The 17,353-nt window shown below is 62.1% G+C and carries 13 protein-coding genes; 9 read left to right on the top strand and 4 right to left on the bottom strand.

The annotated features are described in order from the left end of the window. Positions 1-35 precede the first annotated feature (35 nt). Positions 36-2,639, top strand: a complete 2,604-nt coding sequence (locus ACTFPK_RS00945) for an ATP-dependent Clp protease ATP-binding subunit (protein ID WP_439910898.1) — start codon at positions 36-38, stop codon at positions 2,637-2,639. Positions 2,640-2,755: 116 nt separating this feature from the next. Here the strand turns inward: ACTFPK_RS00945 and ACTFPK_RS00940 are convergent, their stop codons facing one another. The 4 genes from ACTFPK_RS00940 to xylB all read right to left on the bottom strand — a co-directional run bounded on the left by ACTFPK_RS00940 (position 2,756) and on the right by xylB (position 7,168). Then, a complete protein-coding gene (locus ACTFPK_RS00940; protein ID WP_439910897.1) occupies positions 2,756-3,757 on the bottom strand; it encodes a hypothetical protein in 1,002 nt (333 codons plus the stop codon). Next, complete coding sequence (locus tag ACTFPK_RS00935) at positions 3,754-4,422, bottom strand: DUF6318 family protein (protein WP_284894982.1); 669 nt, start codon at positions 4,420-4,422, stop codon at positions 3,754-3,756. Before ACTFPK_RS00935 ends, ACTFPK_RS00940 begins: the two co-directional genes overlap by 4 nt. 236 nt (positions 4,423-4,658) lie before the next feature. Next, the gene (locus tag ACTFPK_RS00930) at positions 4,659-5,666 is read right to left on the bottom strand and encodes an aldose 1-epimerase (protein ID WP_284894983.1); all 1,008 of its coding nucleotides are present in this window, start codon (positions 5,664-5,666) and stop codon (positions 4,659-4,661) included. Positions 5,667-5,722: 56 nt separating this feature from the next. Further along, the gene (gene xylB / locus ACTFPK_RS00925) at positions 5,723-7,168 is read right to left on the bottom strand and encodes a xylulokinase (RefSeq protein WP_284894984.1); all 1,446 of its coding nucleotides are present in this window, start codon (positions 7,166-7,168) and stop codon (positions 5,723-5,725) included. A gap of 263 nt (positions 7,169-7,431) precedes the next feature. Here xylB and ACTFPK_RS00920 point away from each other — a divergent pair, with 263 nt between their 5' ends. The 8 genes from ACTFPK_RS00920 to ACTFPK_RS00885 all read left to right on the top strand — a co-directional run bounded on the left by ACTFPK_RS00920 (position 7,432) and on the right by ACTFPK_RS00885 (position 17,276). After that, the gene (locus ACTFPK_RS00920; protein ID WP_439910896.1) at positions 7,432-8,625 is read left to right on the top strand and encodes an ROK family transcriptional regulator; all 1,194 of its coding nucleotides are present in this window, start codon (positions 7,432-7,434) and stop codon (positions 8,623-8,625) included. Between the two features lie 216 nt (positions 8,626-8,841). Further along, positions 8,842-10,005, top strand: a complete 1,164-nt coding sequence (xylA, locus tag ACTFPK_RS00915) for a xylose isomerase (protein ID WP_274735253.1) — start codon at positions 8,842-8,844, stop codon at positions 10,003-10,005. A 277-nt stretch (positions 10,006-10,282) separates the two neighbouring features. Continuing rightward, a complete protein-coding gene (gene chvE / locus ACTFPK_RS00910) occupies positions 10,283-11,401 on the top strand; it encodes a multiple monosaccharide ABC transporter substrate-binding protein (protein ID WP_284894986.1) in 1,119 nt (372 codons plus the stop codon). A 9-nt stretch (positions 11,402-11,410) separates the two neighbouring features. Further along, complete coding sequence (gene mmsA / locus ACTFPK_RS00905) at positions 11,411-12,964, top strand: multiple monosaccharide ABC transporter ATP-binding protein (protein ID WP_126135463.1); 1,554 nt, start codon at positions 11,411-11,413, stop codon at positions 12,962-12,964. After that, on the top strand, positions 12,961-14,292 hold the full coding sequence (gene mmsB, locus ACTFPK_RS00900; RefSeq protein ID WP_284894987.1) for a multiple monosaccharide ABC transporter permease: 1,332 nt from the start codon (positions 12,961-12,963) through the stop codon (positions 14,290-14,292). Before mmsA ends, mmsB begins: the two co-directional genes overlap by 4 nt. 117 nt (positions 14,293-14,409) lie before the next feature. After that, positions 14,410-15,132 (top strand): sugar O-acetyltransferase, encoded by a 723-nt coding sequence (locus ACTFPK_RS00895; protein ID WP_284894988.1) that lies wholly within the window; start codon positions 14,410-14,412, stop codon positions 15,130-15,132. Positions 15,133-15,193: 61 nt separating this feature from the next. Further along, positions 15,194-16,723, top strand: a complete 1,530-nt coding sequence (locus tag ACTFPK_RS00890; RefSeq protein ID WP_284894989.1) for a hypothetical protein — start codon at positions 15,194-15,196, stop codon at positions 16,721-16,723. A gap of 49 nt (positions 16,724-16,772) precedes the next feature. Next, positions 16,773-17,276, top strand: coding sequence for a hypothetical protein (locus ACTFPK_RS00885; protein ID WP_284894990.1), 504 nt, complete (start codon positions 16,773-16,775; stop codon positions 17,274-17,276). The last annotated feature ends 77 nt before the right edge of the window (positions 17,277-17,353 follow it).

Genomic DNA, 17,353 nt, shown 5'->3' with positions numbered 1-17,353 from the left:
TACTCTTTTAGAAGATTGCAAGTGCAAGGAGAGTTATGTTCGAAAGGTTCACTGACCGCGCCCGGCGAGTCATCGTGCTCGCGCAGGAAGAGGCACGGAACCTCAAGCACAACTACCTGGGGACCGAACATATCTTGCTCGGCCTCATTCGCGAGGGCGAAGGGGTGGCCGCAAAGGCGTTGGAAGCCCTGGGGGTAACGCTTGAGTCCGTCCGGACGCAGGTCATCGACATTATCGGTGAAGGCCAGGAGCCGCCCTCGGGTCATATTCCCTTCACGCCGCGCGCCAAGAAGGTTATTGAGTTCGCGATGCGCGAGGGGCTGCAGATGGGCCACTCCTATATTGGAACCGAACATCTCCTCCTCGGGCTCACTCGCGAAGCGGATGGCGTTGCCGCGCAGGTGCTGATCAAGCTCGGTGCGGATATGCCCACCGTGCGTAACCAGGTCAGCCAACTCATCTCCGGTTTCCAAGGTAAGGAAGCCGTGGGGGTGGGCGGAGGCCCGCGCGAAGGCACGAAGGCCGGCTCTACGATCCTGGATCAGTACGGGCGTAACCTCACCGCCGCCGCGCGTGACCACAAGCTCGATCCCGTGATTGGCCGGCATACCGAAACCGAGCGGGTTATGCAGGTGCTCTCGCGGCGCACCAAGAACAACCCGGTCCTGATTGGGGAACCCGGCGTGGGTAAAACCGCGGTTGTGGAGGGCTTGGCCCAGTCCATTGCCGCCGGTAACGTGCCGGAAACCCTCAAGGATAAGCAGCTGTATTCCCTCGATATGGGTTCCCTGGTGGCCGGTTCCCGCTACCGTGGTGACTTCGAGGAACGCATGAAGAAGATCCTCAAGGAAGTCAATACCCGCGGGGATATCATTCTTTTCATCGACGAAATCCACACCCTGGTGGGCGCGGGTGCTGCGGAAGGTGCCCTGGATGCGGCCTCACTGCTCAAGCCGATGCTGGCCCGCGGGGAACTCCAGGTCATCGGGGCAACTACCCTCGATGAGTACCGCAAGTACATCGAGAAAGATGCCGCGCTGGAGCGCCGCTTCCAGCCCATCCAGGTGGAACAGCCCACCGTGGAACAAACCATCGATATTTTGCGTGGTTTGCGGGACCGGTATGAGTCCTACCATCGGGTGACTATTACCGACGACGCCCTTGAGGCGGCCGCCACCCTGGCGGATCGTTACATTAATGATCGTTTCCTTCCCGATAAGGCCATTGACCTCATCGACGAAGCGGGCGCGCGCCTGGCCATTCGTAAGATGACCGCGCCGCCGGAGCTGCGCGAGCTGGACGATAAGATCGCCTCCACGCGCCGTGCCAAGGAAGCGGCTATTGACGCCCAGGATTTCGAGAAGGCTGCCGGGCTGCGTGATGAAGAGCAGAAGCTCGGTGAAGAACGCGATGCCCGCGAGCAGGCCTGGAAAGACGGGGATATGGACGTCGTCTCGGTGGTGGATGAAGATCTCATCACTGAAGTGCTCTCCATGTCCACCGGTATCCCGGTCTTCAAGCTCACCGAAGCGGAGTCCGCGAAGCTGCTGCGTATGGAAGATGAGCTGCATAAGCGGGTTATCGGCCAGCATGAAGCCGTGACCGCACTTTCTCAGGCGATTCGCCGTACCCGCGCGGGGCTCAAGGATCCGAACCGTCCCGGTGGTTCCTTTATTTTCGCCGGGCCTACCGGTGTGGGTAAAACCGAGCTCGCTAAGGCGCTCGCGGAATTCCTCTTCGGGGATGAATCTGCGCTGATCACCTTGGATATGTCCGAATATTCGGAGAAGCACACCGTGTCGCGGCTTTTCGGTGCCCCTCCGGGATATGTGGGTTATGAAGAAGGTGGCCAGCTTACCGAGAAGGTGCGGCGCAAGCCATTCTCCGTGGTGCTCTTCGACGAAATTGAGAAGGCCCATGCGGACCTCTTCAATTCCCTCCTCCAGATCCTGGAAGAAGGGCGCCTCACGGACGCCCAGGGCCGGGTGGTGGATTTCAAGAACACCATCATTATTATGACCACCAATTTGGGCACGAAGGATATTGCGAAGGGCGTGCAAACTGGTTTCCAGTTCGACGCCGATACCACGTCCTCCTACGAGCGTATGAAGACGAAGGTAGCGGAAGAACTCAAGAACAACTTCCGGCCCGAATTCCTCAACCGCGTGGATGACATTATCGTCTTCCCGCAGCTGGGCCGCCCGGAAATCCTCCAGATTGTGGATCTTATGATTGGCAAGCTGGATAAGCGCCTGCGGGACCAGAACCTGTCCATCGCACTGACGAAGGACGCGAAGGAACTACTTGCTGATCGTGGTTACGATCCGGTGCTCGGGGCGCGCCCGCTGCGCCGCGCCATCCAGCGTGACGTGGAAGATGTGCTTTCCGAGAAGCTGCTCTACGGCGAATTCGCTAAGGGTGACATCATCGTGGTGGATGTGGATAAGAATAATATTCCCATGTCCTTCACGTTTACCGGCCAGTCGCCCGATCAGCCGCTCCCGGAGGGCGTGATCGAAGCGGAAGAACCGGCACAGATGGAAGGCCTGGCCTCCGGGGTGAATACTCGCCCGAGTGGCGGGCCGGCGGCCGGGGCTGGTGCACCGACCTCCGGGGGTGGCCTAGCCGCGGCTAACTAGATTCGCTGAAGCCCGGCGTAGGGGCGCGAGCTTAAGGCTCCCAACAAGGAGCACCAAGCTCAGGTGCCGACGCTGGGTGCGCGAGCAAGGAATAGCTAATACCCGAGAGCTCGAAGCTAACCGATAAGGTGGGCTTCGAGCTCTCGCGTTATCACCGGGGCTGTTTCGGAGCGAGTGGTGAGTAGCTGCGGCACCGTGCGGCTCTGCCCAGCAACGGTGTAGCGAACCTCCCACTCCACAACGAGCGTGGCTTTCACCTCCTCGTTAGCGCGGTGGTAGATGACTTCCGTATAGGGCTGGCGGGCTGGGATGGGCTGCACTGAGTGACCGGGTAGCGAAGCACCGGGCGTGGCGTTCCCCGTATTCCTTTTCCCCGCGGTTGCACTTGTCGCACCGGGAACCTCCCAGCTTGCCCGCACGGGAACCAGATCAATAACAACCTCCGCACCGAGCAACGTGACCGTGTGCCGCTGCGCCGGTGCGGAATAATGGAGGTGGGCCGGGTAGTTGATAGCCACCCAGCCGCGCGCCGGTTCCATCCACGCCGCAGCGTTCGCTGCCGCAATTCGGATACTCTCCGTGTGAATAATCGTTTCCAACTGCGCGGCGCTGGGCAGTGTTGCCGCTTGAGAACTAGCCGGAGGAGTGCCATGACCCAATATCCAACTGAGGATTCCGGCCGCGCCGCGCACATGGCCTGGCAGAGACGTATCCCGAACAGCGGCTACTAGTGCACCGCGAGACCACGGCAGTCCATACGCTCCGGTGGCGGGGCCGGTGCCCGAACCGGTTGCCGTAGTGGTCATGCTATCTTCCGGCCCGCCGCCGGAATATCCACTGTCCCCGCCGTCGCTGCCGGTGGCGGGGCCGGTGCCCGATAGCGCGCCGGCGGCCCCAGCGGGTAAACGCCGGGTGTAACGAGACTGACCCTCCACGGTTACACCGCCACCATCGGTGTGAGCGGTATATACCCGTTCTTCGTTATCCTCGTATTCGCGGGCGAGGGCCGGAGCACTGACCGTGCACGAACCAAGAAGTGCCACTGCGGATATACCGATGATGAGGGCGCGCAGGAACCAGCGCGGCCTCAAGGCGGGGTTGGTATCACGTCTCATCACACACCTCCATCCAGAATGTCATCGTTCATCCCTACCGCATCCACGATCCAGTTATCACCTGAGCGGACGATCCGCATGGTCACAAAGAATTCTTCGGCACGATCTACTTTTTCGGCGCCCTTGCGGTTCACCACCGGATTGGGCGGATGCGAGACGGAAAACTGCACGGTATAGGCGGCTATAGGATCATTCCAGCGCCCCCGCGCCTCACTAAAACTAAATACGGTGGCTTGCCGGGGCCGGAAATCAGTTTCTTCACGTTTCGCGATTTGGTGTTGGCACCAATCGCATTGTTCCCCGGCCAGTGGGGATAGAGGTGCGATATCGCCGGTGATCGTTGCGTAATCGAGGAGGGTGAAAAGATGCTGCCCGGCTGCGATGGCTCCTTCCACGGAATTCTCGGCCATCTGGGCGGGTGGGGAGGGCACCGGAATCTGCACCGGCCAGGTGGGCGGAGCAGATGGGGAAACCGCGGGTGACGCAGAACTAGCCGTTGGCGAAGTAGAACTAGCCGTCTGCGAAGCAGAGCTAGGGGCCGGCATACCGGAAACTCCACCGGGGGAGAGCCCCGGGGGAGGCGCACCTGCCCCGGCCCCGCAGCCGCTGAGAAGGAAACAAAGGACGGCAAGAATTCCGGCACGGCGCCCGGTCATGAGTACGTTCATGGCGCCACGTTAACAGCCGCGCCTCACCTACCCCGGGCTTATCCACAGGAAGGCCCGCATCGGTGTGTTGTCCACAGCGTGTGCCGGCTTGGCTACGCGCCAGCACACGTACGAGCCGGCTCACTTATGTGCCAGCTCGGCTACACGCCAGCACACGTACGAGCCGGCTCACTTATGTGCCGGCTCGGCTACACGCCGGCGCACGTACGCGCCAGCACACTTATGCGCCGGCGCGCCTACGCAGTAGCTGCTTCCGTCACCACAACCCGCGCTTCGAGCTCGCGGTATGCGCCCGGCTCCAGCAACATGTCACGGCCTTCGGCTCGGTTGAAAGCATTGGGCAGCGCCTGGCACGGCTCCATGGCCACCGCTCGCCCGGCATCGCGCGCGAGTCCGGAGCCCGCGAAAATATGGAAGTTCTTGGAAGGCCAACTACCCAGGCGCGCCCACAGGGCCACTTCGCGAGTTCCGGTGCGCAGGCGCGCCACATTCCAGCTAGCTCCGGCATCGCCCGCATCCGGCCCGGCGCAATCGGCAAGCTGTGCGTAGGCCCAATCCGTGGCCGGGTCGATAGGGGAGCCGGCAAGCGGCTCGCACGGCGCGAAAGCGCCGGCGCCGTCGTGCGGAATAAGAGTGGTATCGGTGGCGATACGCGCGCGGCAGTCCAAGCTCAGGCGCGCCTCCGCCAGCGGGCCGGCGAGTCGGAAATACGGATGCCAGCCGAGAGTGACCGGCGCAGCTACCTCGCTGAGGTTCTCGGCGCGTAAGCGTACGTGTAAGGATCCCTCGGCCCCAATGCTGTACACAATGTTTACCGATAGTTCGAAGGGGTAAACAGTGTTCGCGTCTAGCCGGGTACCGAATTCGAGAACGCCGTTTTCCGCGCGTATCACCTCGAATTCTTGGGTAGTGACCAGGCCGTGCAGGCCGGCTTCAGCCTCGGGAATTGGTGCCGGCACGCTGTGAACGCCGCTTACCGGAATATCGGCGTGGAGTTGAGCCCGCACGGCCGGGTCTTCGCCGTGGTAGAGCGCGGCCGGGTAGCGCCCCTCGCGGATACGATTGGACCACGGCACCAGCACGGCGCTGCGGAAACCGTTGAGTTCGCGCAGCTCGGCGGGGCCGCGGTAGCCGTCGATAATCTCGGTATCGCCGAGGCGGTAGTTGAGCAGGGTGGCGCCGCGGGTGGCCGCGCGCAGCGTAACGGTTCGGCCCGCGCATTCGCGTTCAGTGGTGACGATCATGGTCCTTCTTCCTCGTAGTCCCAGGTACGACGACGCCGCAGCCGCGGGCGCCTCCTTTAGCTTCCCACGTTCTCCAGGGTACCCGCCAAGGCCCGGTAGGCGGGCCAGGCCGGGTTGCCGGGGCGTGGCGTGAAACGGGCGGTGATGCGCGGGGCCCAGGCTTCGGCCGGGCAGTCGCAGTTCGCCACCCGTGCGGCCTGGTAGGCCGCACCCTTAGCCACGTATTCGCCCGGTTCGGGCAGCGCGAGGGGAATCTCGAGCACGTCCGCGAGAATCTGCACGAGCACTCGCGATTGTGCACCACCGCCGATGAGCATGGCGTTATCGATGGTGATACCCCCGGCCCGCAGCGCTTCGAGCGCGCCGCGCATGAGGCAGGCCAAGCCTTCGTAGGCCGCGCGGGCCAGATTCGCGCGGGTGAAATTCGCTGCTGTCAAACCGCCCAGATGCGCGCGGGCGCCGGGCAGATTCGGGGTGCGTTCGCCCAGGAAATAGGGAATAAGAGTAATTCCGCCCGCGCCCGGTGCGGCGGATGCGGCCAGCTCGCCGAGCTCCTCGAAAGAAACATCAAGAATGCTGCGGAAATAGTCCTGGATGAGGGAACCGTTGAGAGTGCAAGCCAGCGGGAGCCATTGCCCGTTTGCGTCGGAAAAGCCGGTGACGCCCGAGCTGGCATCTTGAACCGGATGATCGGATACCGTGGCAATCACCCCGGAGGTCCCGATGGAGAGCGATGCCTGCCCGCCGCGCAGGCCCAGGCCGAGCGCGGCACCCGCATTATCTCCGGCGCCGGGACCGATGGGAATCTGGCGGGCCGGGCTCGCCTCGCTCAGCCACCGCGCATCAAGATTCCCCACCGCCTCGAAAGGTGCGGCGATGCGCGGCAGAATAATCTCCCGCGCGGCGGATTCGGGGATTCGCAATGCCGCGGCGAGGATGTCGTAACGGTATTCGTCGGTGGTGCAATCCACGTACCCGGTGCCCGAGGCATCCGAACGATCAGTGGCAAGATCGCGCAGATCGGTGGAGCCGGAAAGCTTCCACGTAAGCCAATCGTGAGGGAGGCAGATCGCTCGAATCCGCGCGGCATTCTCGGGTTCCGCGTCGGCCAGATAACGCAATTTTGTGACGGTGAGGGAGGCAACCGGGACGGATCCCGTTGCCCGCGCCCAAAATTCCCGCCCGAATTCGGCGGTGAGCGCTGCGGCTGCGGGAGCGGACTTGGTGTCGTTCCATAACAGCGCAGGGCGGATGACCTCCCCGTGCTCGTCAAGGGCTACCAGGCCGTGCTGCTGGCCGCCCACGGCGATGCCGGAAATATCATCGAGCCCGCCAGCCGAGCTGATCGCGCTGCGCAGCGCGTCAAGCCAGGCGTGTGGGTCAACCTCGGTTCCGTTCGGGTGAGGGGCCTTGCCCTGCCGTACGATCTGCGCGGTCTCGGTATTGATAATGAGGACCTTGGTGGATTGGGTGGAGCTATCGACTCCGGCAACGAGTGGCATATTCTCTCCTAGTAGTGAGCGGCGTGACAGCGGTGTCGCGCCGCGGGCCGGCACGGAGGAAAGGGGTGAGATAGCGCCGAATAACCTTCCCGGCGTGCACCACTCCGTGTATTTGTTCTTAAATAAAACTAATGTGGGAATAGGGGAGTGTCAAGGGTTCCCGCTATGCTTTGGCCCGCAATCAGCGGCGTGGCTCCACTATGATAATTGAGATGCGCGAGGGGCGAGCAAACAGAGGTCGAGCAGGTAGAGAGGTCGAGAGCGTGGCCAAAACCGGGAAAACACCGCAGAGCTTGAGGGTGGAGAACACCAAAACGGTGCTGGCGTCAGTTTTGGACAGTCCGGAACCGCCCTCGCGCGCTCAGCTCGCCGCCCGCACTGGCCTCACCCGCGCCACCGTCTCCCGCCTGGTCGATTACCTCCTGGAGGCCAATCTCATTGAGGAGTTGCCTCCGGTACGTCCCCACGTGGGGCGGCCTGCTAACCCCCTGGTTGCGAAGGGGCAGACCATGGTGATGATCGGTATGGAGGTGAACCTCGCCTATCTTTCCGTGGTGGTCATGGATCTGGCCGGCAACATCCTTTTTACCGCGGTGGATCAGCGCGATTCCCGCCAGGCCTCCCCGCGACTGATCTGCGAGATGCTTGGTGAGATGCTGGGGCGCTGGGCTCGCCCGCGTGGCACCACCGTTCTGGGCACGGGCTTGTGCGTTCCTGGCTTGGTGGACCGCAGCCGCGGCATTGTGGTGACCGCCCCGAATCTTGGCTGGGCGGATGTTGATATGGCGACTCAGCTGAGCGCCGCAATCGGGGATCTCGGCCGGGTGATTGTTGTCAATGAAGCGGATGCTGCTGCGTACGGGGTGCTCTACCAGCGTCCCGGAGCCCTTTCCGCCACCCGAGATTTTATTTACGTTTCCGGTGAGGTAGGCATCGGCGCCGCCGTTATTGCCGGGGGAGCGGTATTTGAAGGGACGCATGGGTGGGCCGGGGAATTTGGCCATATGTGTGTGGAACGCTCCGGGCCGCGCTGCGGATGCGGCTCTAACGGATGCTTGGAACAGTATGTGGGTCAAGACGCGCTCTTGCGGAATACCGGATTGCCGCGGGAAGTGGGCGTGAATGGACTTATAGAAAGGTTCGACGCCGGGGATGCTGGCGTGAGAGATGCTGTTGATCTGGCCGCGGTATCCCTTGGATCGGCCCTCGCGAACGCCCTCAATCTTCTCGACCTAGACACGGTGGTCTTCGGAGGTAACTTCGCTCTTCTCTACCCTCGCCTGGAGATGATCCTGCGCTCCGAACTTAAATACCGGGTGCTGGCATCGCGCTGGAAGGATATTGAATTGCTCGTTGATGAACGCGGGAATACCGCCGCGGCTATCGGGGTCTGCCTCCAGCATTTTGACATCTTCCTCGGTGATCCCAATTCGTGGCTGGATCCGGTTCTCGCCTAAAGATTCCGCGCCTACCTGAGGGGCCGTGCTCGCTGCAAGAGCTCCTTCGCGGCGGAGTGCGCCAGTTTGTTTGTACCTAAAACAAACAGGGCAATAAAACGCGCCATGAAAACTTCCGGGTGAGATTTACCTTATAGGTATTGACAGCGTGCACTTCTCGAATTAGTTTTGTAAGTGAACAAAGTAGTTGTTCATCAGCATAAAGGAGTGCATACGATGAGAAAGCCTACAAAAGAAGATAAGTTCTCCTTCGGTCTGTGGACCGTGGGGTGGACCGGAACCGATCCCTTCGGCGGGGATTCCCGCCCGGCCCTCGATCCGTGGGTCTACACGGAAAAGCTTGCCGAGCTGGGTGCCTGGGGCATTACTTTCCACGACAATGACGTTTTCGCTTTTGACGCCAGCGATGCTGAGCGTGCCGAGCGGGTGGGTAAAGTCAAGGAAGCAGCCGATGCCAACGGCTTGACCATCGAAATGGTCACCACGAACACCTTCTCACATCCCATCTTCAAGGACGGTGGCTTCACCAATAACGACCGCTCGATCCGACGCTTCGGCCTCCAGAAAATTCTGCGCAATGTGGATCTAGCCGCAGAAGTTGGCGCCACCACCTTCGTGATGTGGGGCGGGCGCGAAGGAACCGAATACGATTCCTCCAAGGATCTCAATGCCGCTTTCGAACGCTACAAGGAAGGCCTGGACACGGTAGCCGGCTACATCAAGGAGAAGGGCTACGATCTCAAGATCGGTCTGGAACCTAAGCCGAACGAACCGCGCGGTGATATCTTCCTGCCCACCATCGGTCACGCTCTGGGCATTATTGCCGAACTAGATAATGGAGATATCGTGGGCCTCAACCCGGAAACCGGGCACGAGCAGATGGCCGGTCTTAATTACACCCACGGGCTAGCCCAGGCCCTCAACGCCGGCAAGCTCTTCCATATCGACCTCAACGGCCAGGCCGGCCCGCGCTACGACCAGGACAAGTGCTTCGGCCACGGTGATCTCGCCTCTGCTTTCTTCACGGTGGATTTGCTGGTCAACGGCTTTTCCAACGGCGGTCCGCGCTACGAAGGCCCCATCCACTTCGATTACAAGCCCTCGCGCACCGAAGGTATGGAAGGCGTGTGGGAATCCGCGGCCGCGAATATGGAAATGTACCTCATGCTCGCGGAGAAGGCGAAGGCCTTCCGCGCCGACCCGCGCACCCAGGAAATCATGGAAGCTGCCTCAATTCCCGAACTGGCCGAACCGACCGTGGCGGAAGGTGAGAGCCTGGACGATGTGCGGGCGGAGAAGTTCGACGTCGCCGCGCTGGCCGCGCGCGAATACCACTACGTTGAGCTCTACCAGCAGGCCATGCGCCACCTTATTGGCTAAGAACCGCGGGGAGTAGGCCTGCGCTATCCCGGCCTACCTCCTGGCTATCACTGTGCCCCGGTTGGTGGGGGTGAGATGCAGCCGCACCTCGCCCCCACCGCACGCCGGGCTCACCGCGCAGATTGACCACGCTACCCCGGCGTGCCATGCCCTGCCGGCCTCGCACGCCGCCCGCGCCTGAATCCACCGCGGACATATATACAGGCGCGCCGCATTGACGATAGCGCGAGCTGCGCCGTCGTTCCCACTACTTCTCACACAGAGCAAGGAGGCTCCGGTGAAGATTTCCCTGAAGAAAATAGCTGCGATGATCACGGGGATGTTCCTCGTGCTTGCCACCGCAGCCGGGTGCTCCGCTACGCGAAGCGATGATTACTACGGTCGCAGTGGTGGTGGCACCATCGGCATTTCCATGCCCTCCAAGTCCCTGGAACGCTGGTCGCGTGACGGTGACTACCTCCAGAAGCAATTGCAGGATATGGGATACAAAACTTCGATGCAGTACGCCGATAACAAGGTGGAACAGCAGATCTCCCAGATCCAAAATATGATTAACGAAGGCCCCGCGGTCATTATTGTGGCTTCGATTGACGGTTCGGCCCTCGCTCCGGTGCTTGCCCAGGCAAAGCAGGCTGGTATTAAGGTCATCGCGTATGACCGCCTCATCCGTGATACCGATGCGGTTTCCTACTACGTGACTTTCGATAATTACCGCGTGGGGCAGATGCAGGGCGAATATATCGTCAAGGAACTCGGGTTGGACCAGGGCAAAGGCCCCTTCAATTTCGAGCCCTTCTCCGGTTCCCCGGACGATAATAACGCGCGTTACTTCTTCGAAGGCGCCTGGGACCAGCTCAAGCCCTACCTTGATAAGGGACAGCTCAAGGTACCCTCGGGTAAAGCACCCGCGAATGTAGCCGATTGGCAGTCCATCGGTATCCAGGCGTGGATGGCACCCACCGCACAGGCCGAAATGGAAACGCGCCTTAACTCCTTCTACCGTGGCGGCACGCGGGTGGATGCGGTGCTCGCCCCCAATGATGCACTGGCGCTGGGTATCACCCAGGCCCTCGACGCGGATGGTTATACGCAGGACACCTGGCCGGTCCTTACCGGGCAGGATGCGGACCAGGCCAATGTCACCAATATCGTCAAGGGCCGCCAGTCCATGACGGTGTGGAAAGATACCCGCAAGCTCGCCGACCAGGCAGCCCTCATGGTGGATCAGATCGTCAAGGGTGAAGAGGTGACAGTTAATGACACCGAAACCTATGAGAACGGCATGATGGTTGTTCCCACCTACCTGCTCGAACCGGTGGTAATTAACGCGGAGAACGCCCGTGAGAAACTGGTGGATTCCGGATACTACTCGGCTGCCGAGATCGGCCTCGAGTAGGAGGACGCCATGTATTCAGACGAGAATATTTTGGAGATGCGCGGGATTGTCAAGGATTTTTCCGGCGTGCGCGCTCTCGACGACGTGACACTCAACGTGAAACGCGGGGAAATCCACGCGATTTGCGGGGAGAACGGCGCGGGGAAATCCACCCTCATGAAGGTACTCTCCGGTGTGTGGCCGCACGGCACCTACGAGGGGGAAATTATTTACGATCACGAGCCGGTCAAGTTCTCCACCATTAAGGATTCGGAGCGTTCCGGAATCGTGATTATCCACCAGGAGCTGGCGCTATCGCCCTTCCTCTCGGTGGCGGAAAATATTTTCCTCGGTTCCGAAATTACCCGTTTCGGGGCCATTGACTGGAATAAGACGAATGATCGCGCCGCGATCCTGCTGGCCAAAGTGGGCCTCGACGTCGACCCCACTACCGAAGTGGTGGACCTGGGCGTAGGTAAACAGCAGCTAGTAGAAATCGCTAAAGCGCTGTCGAAGAACGTCAAGCTGCTCATCCTTGACGAGCCCACCGCGGCTCTCAATGATGACGATTCCGAACACCTGCTCAACCTCATGCGCCAGCTCCAAGCGCAGGGCGTTTCCCAGATCATCATTTCCCATAAGCTCAACGAGATCGCGGACATTGCCGATAACGTCACGATTATTCGCGACGGGCACGCGGTGGGCACCTGGCCCATGAAGGGCGAGGGCGCTATTAGCGAAGCGGATATTATTCGCCATATGGTGGGCCGCGAGCTGACCAACCGCTATCCGGAGCACACTCCGAACGTGGGGGAGATGCTTCTGGAAGTGGAGGACTGGACCGCCTACCACCCTCTCGACACCGGGCGGAAAGTGGTGGACGGCGCCGCGATTAACGTGCGGGCCGGGGAGATTGTGGGCATTGCCGGGCTCATGGGAGCCGGGCGCACCGAACTAGCTATGAGCCTCTTCGGGCATTCCTACGGAACCAAGATCTCCGGTACGGTGCGCATGCACGGCCAGGAAGTTGACACCTCCACCGTGGGCAGGGCGATCAAGGCGGGTATCGCCTACGTTCCCGAAGACCGCAAGAGCTTAGGGCTCAACCTCATCCAGGATGTGCAGCTCAATGTCACCTCCGCTGCGCTGCGCAAACTCGTGCGGGGCGGCGTGATCGATGAGCATGAAGAGAGCCGGGTGGTGGATGGCTACCGAAAATCGATGCGGATTAAAACCTCCTCGAACCGGGCGCTGGTCTCCTCACTTTCGGGTGGAAACCAGCAGAAGGTGGTGCTCTCCAAGTGGATGTACACCGATCCGGAGCTCCTCATTTTGGACGAACCGACGCGCGGTATCGACGTCGGTGCGAAATACGAAATCTACCAAATCATTAACGAACTAGCGGACCAGGGCAAGGGTGTTCTGGTGATTTCCTCCGAGCTTCCCGAATTGCTGGGAATCTGCGACCGCATTTACACACTCAACGCCGGAAAAGTCACGGGCTGCTTCGCGCGCGAAGACGCGAGCCAGGAAAAGCTCATGAGCTACATGGCCGGTGATCGTATGGAAGGACAGGCAGCATGAGCGAGAAACCTGAGGTAACCACGGGCGCGGCCGGTGCAAGCGGCACGCGGGCCGCCGGCACCGAAACTGCCGCCAGCGCCGAAAGCACCGCGGCACGCGCTGTTCCCGCGGTACGCGCCCCCAAGAAATCCGAGGACCCGGCCACCGCGCATCGCGGCAGCATGAAACTGGGTGGCATTAACCTGCGCCAGTACGGAATTTTGCTGGCCCTCGTCATTATTATTCTGCTTTTCCAGGTCCTCACGAAGGGCCTGCTCCTCGCACCGAATAACGTAGCTTCTCTGATCCAGCAGAACGCCTACGTGCTTATTTTGACTATCGGCATGACGATCGTCATTATTGCCCGGCATATCGACCTCTCGGTCGGCTCGGTGGTGGCTTTCGTGGGTGGCGTTGTGGCACTCATGATGGATTCCATGGGGTGGTCCTGGCCGGTCGCGGTGGTGGCCGGACTCATCATCGGCGCGCTTATCGGCTGCTGGCAGGGCTTCTGGGTCGCATACGTGGGTATTCCCGCCTTCATCGTGACGCTGGGCGGCATGCTTATTTTCCGCGGCCTGGCCATTGTGCTAGTGGAACGTACTATTTCCGGCCTGCCCGGTGGCTTCGTTTCCATTGCTAACGGCTCGCTCCCCAATTGGCTCGGTTTCTTCACCCCGTCCTTCCTCCGCGATTGCGACGTGCTCACCCTCCTCATCGGCCTGCTGGCCGTGGCGGGCATGCTGGTCAGCGCGCTGCGCAAGCGCCGGGCCCGGGCCCGCGGCGGAGCGCTACTCGAATCCGCGGCGAGCTTCTGGATCCGCAACGTCATCCTCGCGGTCGGCATTATGGCGGTGGCTTACGTGCTCTCGCTATCGGCCGGCGGCACCCCGATTGTGCTCGTCATTATCGGTGTACTCGTCATGATCTACGCCTTCGTCATGAACCGCACCGTTTTCGGCCGGCACGTCTACGCCGTGGGCGGCAACCTGGAAGCCGCGAAGCTCTCCGGTGTCAACACCAAGCGGGTGGACTTCCTCGTCTTCGTCAATATGGGCGTGCTTTCCGCGCTCGCGGGCATTGTGACGACGTCGCGCGCGGGTGCGGCCGTGGCAACGGCCGGAAACGGCTACGAACTGGATGCTATCGCCGCGGCTTTCATCGGTGGGGTAGCGGTAACCGGTGGGCGCGGGCGGCTCTCCGGAGCTATTATCGGTGCCTTTATTATGGGCGTGCTCAATATGGGCCTGTCGATCCTCAACGTCGATTCCGCCTGGCAGCAGTCCATTAAGGGCCTCGTGGTTATTCTTGCCGTCGCTTTCGATATGGTTGCTAATCGCAAGAAATAATCTCCGGAATTGCACTCCTCCGGGGTCGTGCGGGGCGGGTAGGTCACTACTCGCCCCGCACGGGCGTCGTCGTACCACCTTTCCATCTTGCCCCGCACCTCAACCTAAGGAAGAAAAATGCCTGAAAAGCCTCTCAACCCGCGCCGTGTGGCCCGCCCGCACGTTGGTGAGCTGCCCGAACGCAGCCGCTGCCCGATTCCGGGTGAACCCGTGGACGTGCAGTGGCGGCGCATGGTGGAAGGCCGGCTCTACCGCTGGGGGCCAACGCAAGCCCGGGTGCGCGAACGCGCCATCGCGCTGCTGGAAGAATTCAACGCCGAGGCCGCTTGGGGCAGCCCGCGCGCCACCGAAATCCTGGGCGAACTGCTCGGTGAAATCGGGGCCGACTCCCAGATCGTGCGCCCCTTCACCTGCGATTACGGCGTGAATATCAGCCTGGGGGAGGGTTCCTTCATTAATACCGGAGCGGTTATCCTCGACCTGTGCCCGGTGCGCATCGGCGCCGGGGTCCTCATTGCCCCGCACGTCACCATGTCCTGCGCCTCGCACCCCATCGACCCAGCTCTGCGCGCCACCCGCCTCGAATACGGCCGCCCCATCACCATCGAAAATAACGTCTGGATCGGCATGGGTGCCTCCATCGCGGGCGGCGTGACCATCGGTGAAAATTCCGTGGTGGGCGCCGGCGCCGTGGTGCTGCGCGACGTCCCGCCGGGGAGCGTTGTGGGTGGAGTTCCGGCCCGCGTGCTCCGTTCCATTAATTCCGACGACGCCGCCTTCGCGGCAGCACTCCTCGCTGACTACCAAGCGGACGTAAGCGAGGAGCCTCTTTCGCAGTAGCCCAGATGCGCGGGCGGCACATTATCGCTACCCTGGAAAGGCGCCGAAGGAAGGAAGTTTTGTGCCGCATCGTCACCGTCGACCGCACCTGGCATCGCTCACCCTGCTCGCCGTCCTGGCCCTCTTTCTAGCTCTCGGTCTCAGCTCATGCAGCAGTGCCCCGAGCGCCCAAGAACGCGGTCCCATTGCCGTGCACCGCGCTCCAACGGCGGATCTGGTGCTCCCCGTCGCGGATATAGAAGGTGCCCTTGCCGCCTCCGCCGCGCTTTTTGCCAGCGCCCGGCTCGCGGTAGTGAGCGGTCCGGACTCCGTGAAACAGGCCGGTGAGCTGGCCGAATCTCTCGGGGTGCCGGTTTTCCCGGTGGGGAATGCGCAAGCGCACGTCGCGCCTCTCGCGCCTCAAGGAGGGGCGCAGCCCGAAGCCCCGATTGCCGAGAGCGCCCTCGCCGCGGAATTTGAGCGGCTCGGAGTCAGGCATACTCTCCTGGTTGGAACCGCCGCCCCGGCCTGGTTTAGCGGCACGGTCGAGGAGTATCAGTACCCGCTCACGCCGGCCGATTTCCACTACCTGCCGCCCACCACCACCGCGCCATTCCCCGTCATTACCGACGGTGCGAATTCCGCTACTCTGGCCACGGTGCGCGCGGCAGGTGGCGCCGTCGTCGAATCTGGGCCCGATCCGCGCGCACGCAGTGCAACTATCCGCGCGCTCGCGGGAAGCGAGGCGGCGGTGGCCAGCTTCGGCGTCGACCTTCCGAATCTTTCTTGGCAATTAGCGGCGGCGCGCACCGGAACGGAACTGCCCGGCGGCGGGCAGCTGGTGCTGGACGGCAAGCGCTACGTAGCGCTTTACGGTTCGCCGGTCACGGCCGCGCTGGGGGTGCTCGGCGAGCAGGGTGTAGAGGAAACCGTGGCGCGGGCCGCAGCGCATGCCCAGCCCTATCGCGCCCTCACGGAGGACGCCGTTATTCCCGCGTTGGAGCTCATCGTGACGGTGGCGGCCGGGCAGGCCGGTGACGATGGTAATTATTCGCACGAATGGGATCCGGATATTTTCATCCCCTATATTGAGCAGGCCGCGCGGCACGGCCAGTACGTGGTCCTCGATTTCCAGCCCGGGCGTTCCAGCTTCCCGGAGCAGGTCAAACGCTACGAGAAGCTGTTGCGCTACCCGAATGTGGGTATCGCCTTGGATCCGGAATGGCGCCTGGGCCCGGATGATTTCCCGCTCGAGCGCATCGGCCACGTGGAGATCAGCGAGGTCAACGAAACCATTAATTGGCTCGCTGATTTTGTGCGGGAGAATCAGCTACCCCAGAAAGTCGTGATTCTGCACCAGTTCCAGGTGCAGATGCTGCGCGACGTCGATCAGCTCGACCGGTCCCGCGCCGAAGTCGCGCTGGTGATCCACGCCGACGGCCAGGGTAGCCAGGCCGCCAAGCAGGACACCTGGCACACCCTGCACAGCTACGCGCCCGCGGGTGTGGCGTGGGGCTGGAAGAACTTTTACGATGAGGACACCCCCATGCTCACGCCGGAGGAAACCTACACCCAGGTGGAGCCAACCCCGGCTTTTGTGAGCTACCAGTAAGCGCGGTCGAATCCGCGCGGGGCACGGGCCCGGAAACGAAAGGCGTGACATGCGGAGCAAGAACATGATGGCGGTTGCCGCGGGCGTGATGGCTGCGCTTTGCGGTGCGGCGGGCCTGGGCGGCTGCAGTGGTGATACGACGACGCCGCCACCGGCCACGCCCCTCCCCGGCGGCCCCGGGGATACCGAATCGGGTCCCGCTGCGGCTATTGCGCACGGGACCGGGGAAGTGAAAGTGCGCGGCGGGGTGATTATTAGCGGCGGGGTGGCCACCATGTGTGAGGTGTTTATGGCGAGCTACCCGCCCCAATGCGGGGGAGCGCGGGTGACTATCGCCGGCCTGGAAAGCTATTCGCCCCAGCGGCTCGGCTTGCAAACCGTGGATCCGGCGGTGGTGACACGCCCGGGTGAAACTCCCAAGCCGGCCAGCCCGGATCCTGCCTGGGGTGAGCTGGCCCTGACGATTGATATCACGGAGATCGCCAAGGATGGCCAGTCCGCCACCGCGCAGCTGGTGGAAATTCACGGGAAAGAAACGGTGAGCCACCGGTAGCGGGCGGTGCCGGCGGCGGGTGTGGCGGCGGGTGTGGCTGCGGTGATGCCGGCCGCGCGGCCCACCCGGAGCGCGCG

The organism is Actinotignum sp. UMB0459 (genome assembly GCF_051905915.1).
In the GTDB taxonomy this organism is placed as follows: Bacteria; Actinomycetota; Actinomycetes; order Actinomycetales; family Actinomycetaceae; genus Actinotignum; species Actinotignum sanguinis.
This window is presented reverse-complemented; position numbering and strand designations above follow the sequence as displayed.

What these genes read in the sequence shown, in the direction of transcription:
- ACTFPK_RS00945 (WP_439910898.1), top strand. Translation starts at nt 36, where the DNA reads ATGTTCGAAAGGTTCACTGACCGCGCCCGGCGAGTCATCGTGCTCGCG.
- ACTFPK_RS00935 (WP_284894982.1), bottom strand. Translation starts at nt 4,422, where the DNA reads ATGAACGTACTCATGACCGGGCGCCGTGCCGGAATTCTTGCCGTCCTT.
- ACTFPK_RS00930 (WP_284894983.1), bottom strand. Translation starts at nt 5,666, where the DNA reads ATGATCGTCACCACTGAACGCGAATGCGCGGGCCGAACCGTTACGCTG.
- xylB (WP_284894984.1), bottom strand. Translation starts at nt 7,168, where the DNA reads ATGCCACTCGTTGCCGGAGTCGATAGCTCCACCCAATCCACCAAGGTC.
- xylA (WP_274735253.1), top strand. Translation starts at nt 8,842, where the DNA reads ATGAGAAAGCCTACAAAAGAAGATAAGTTCTCCTTCGGTCTGTGGACC.
- mmsA (WP_126135463.1), top strand. Translation starts at nt 11,411, where the DNA reads ATGTATTCAGACGAGAATATTTTGGAGATGCGCGGGATTGTCAAGGAT.
- mmsB (WP_284894987.1), top strand. Translation starts at nt 12,961, where the DNA reads ATGAGCGAGAAACCTGAGGTAACCACGGGCGCGGCCGGTGCAAGCGGC.
- ACTFPK_RS00895 (WP_284894988.1), top strand. Translation starts at nt 14,410, where the DNA reads ATGCCTGAAAAGCCTCTCAACCCGCGCCGTGTGGCCCGCCCGCACGTT.
- ACTFPK_RS00885 (WP_284894990.1), top strand. Translation starts at nt 16,773, where the DNA reads ATGCGGAGCAAGAACATGATGGCGGTTGCCGCGGGCGTGATGGCTGCG.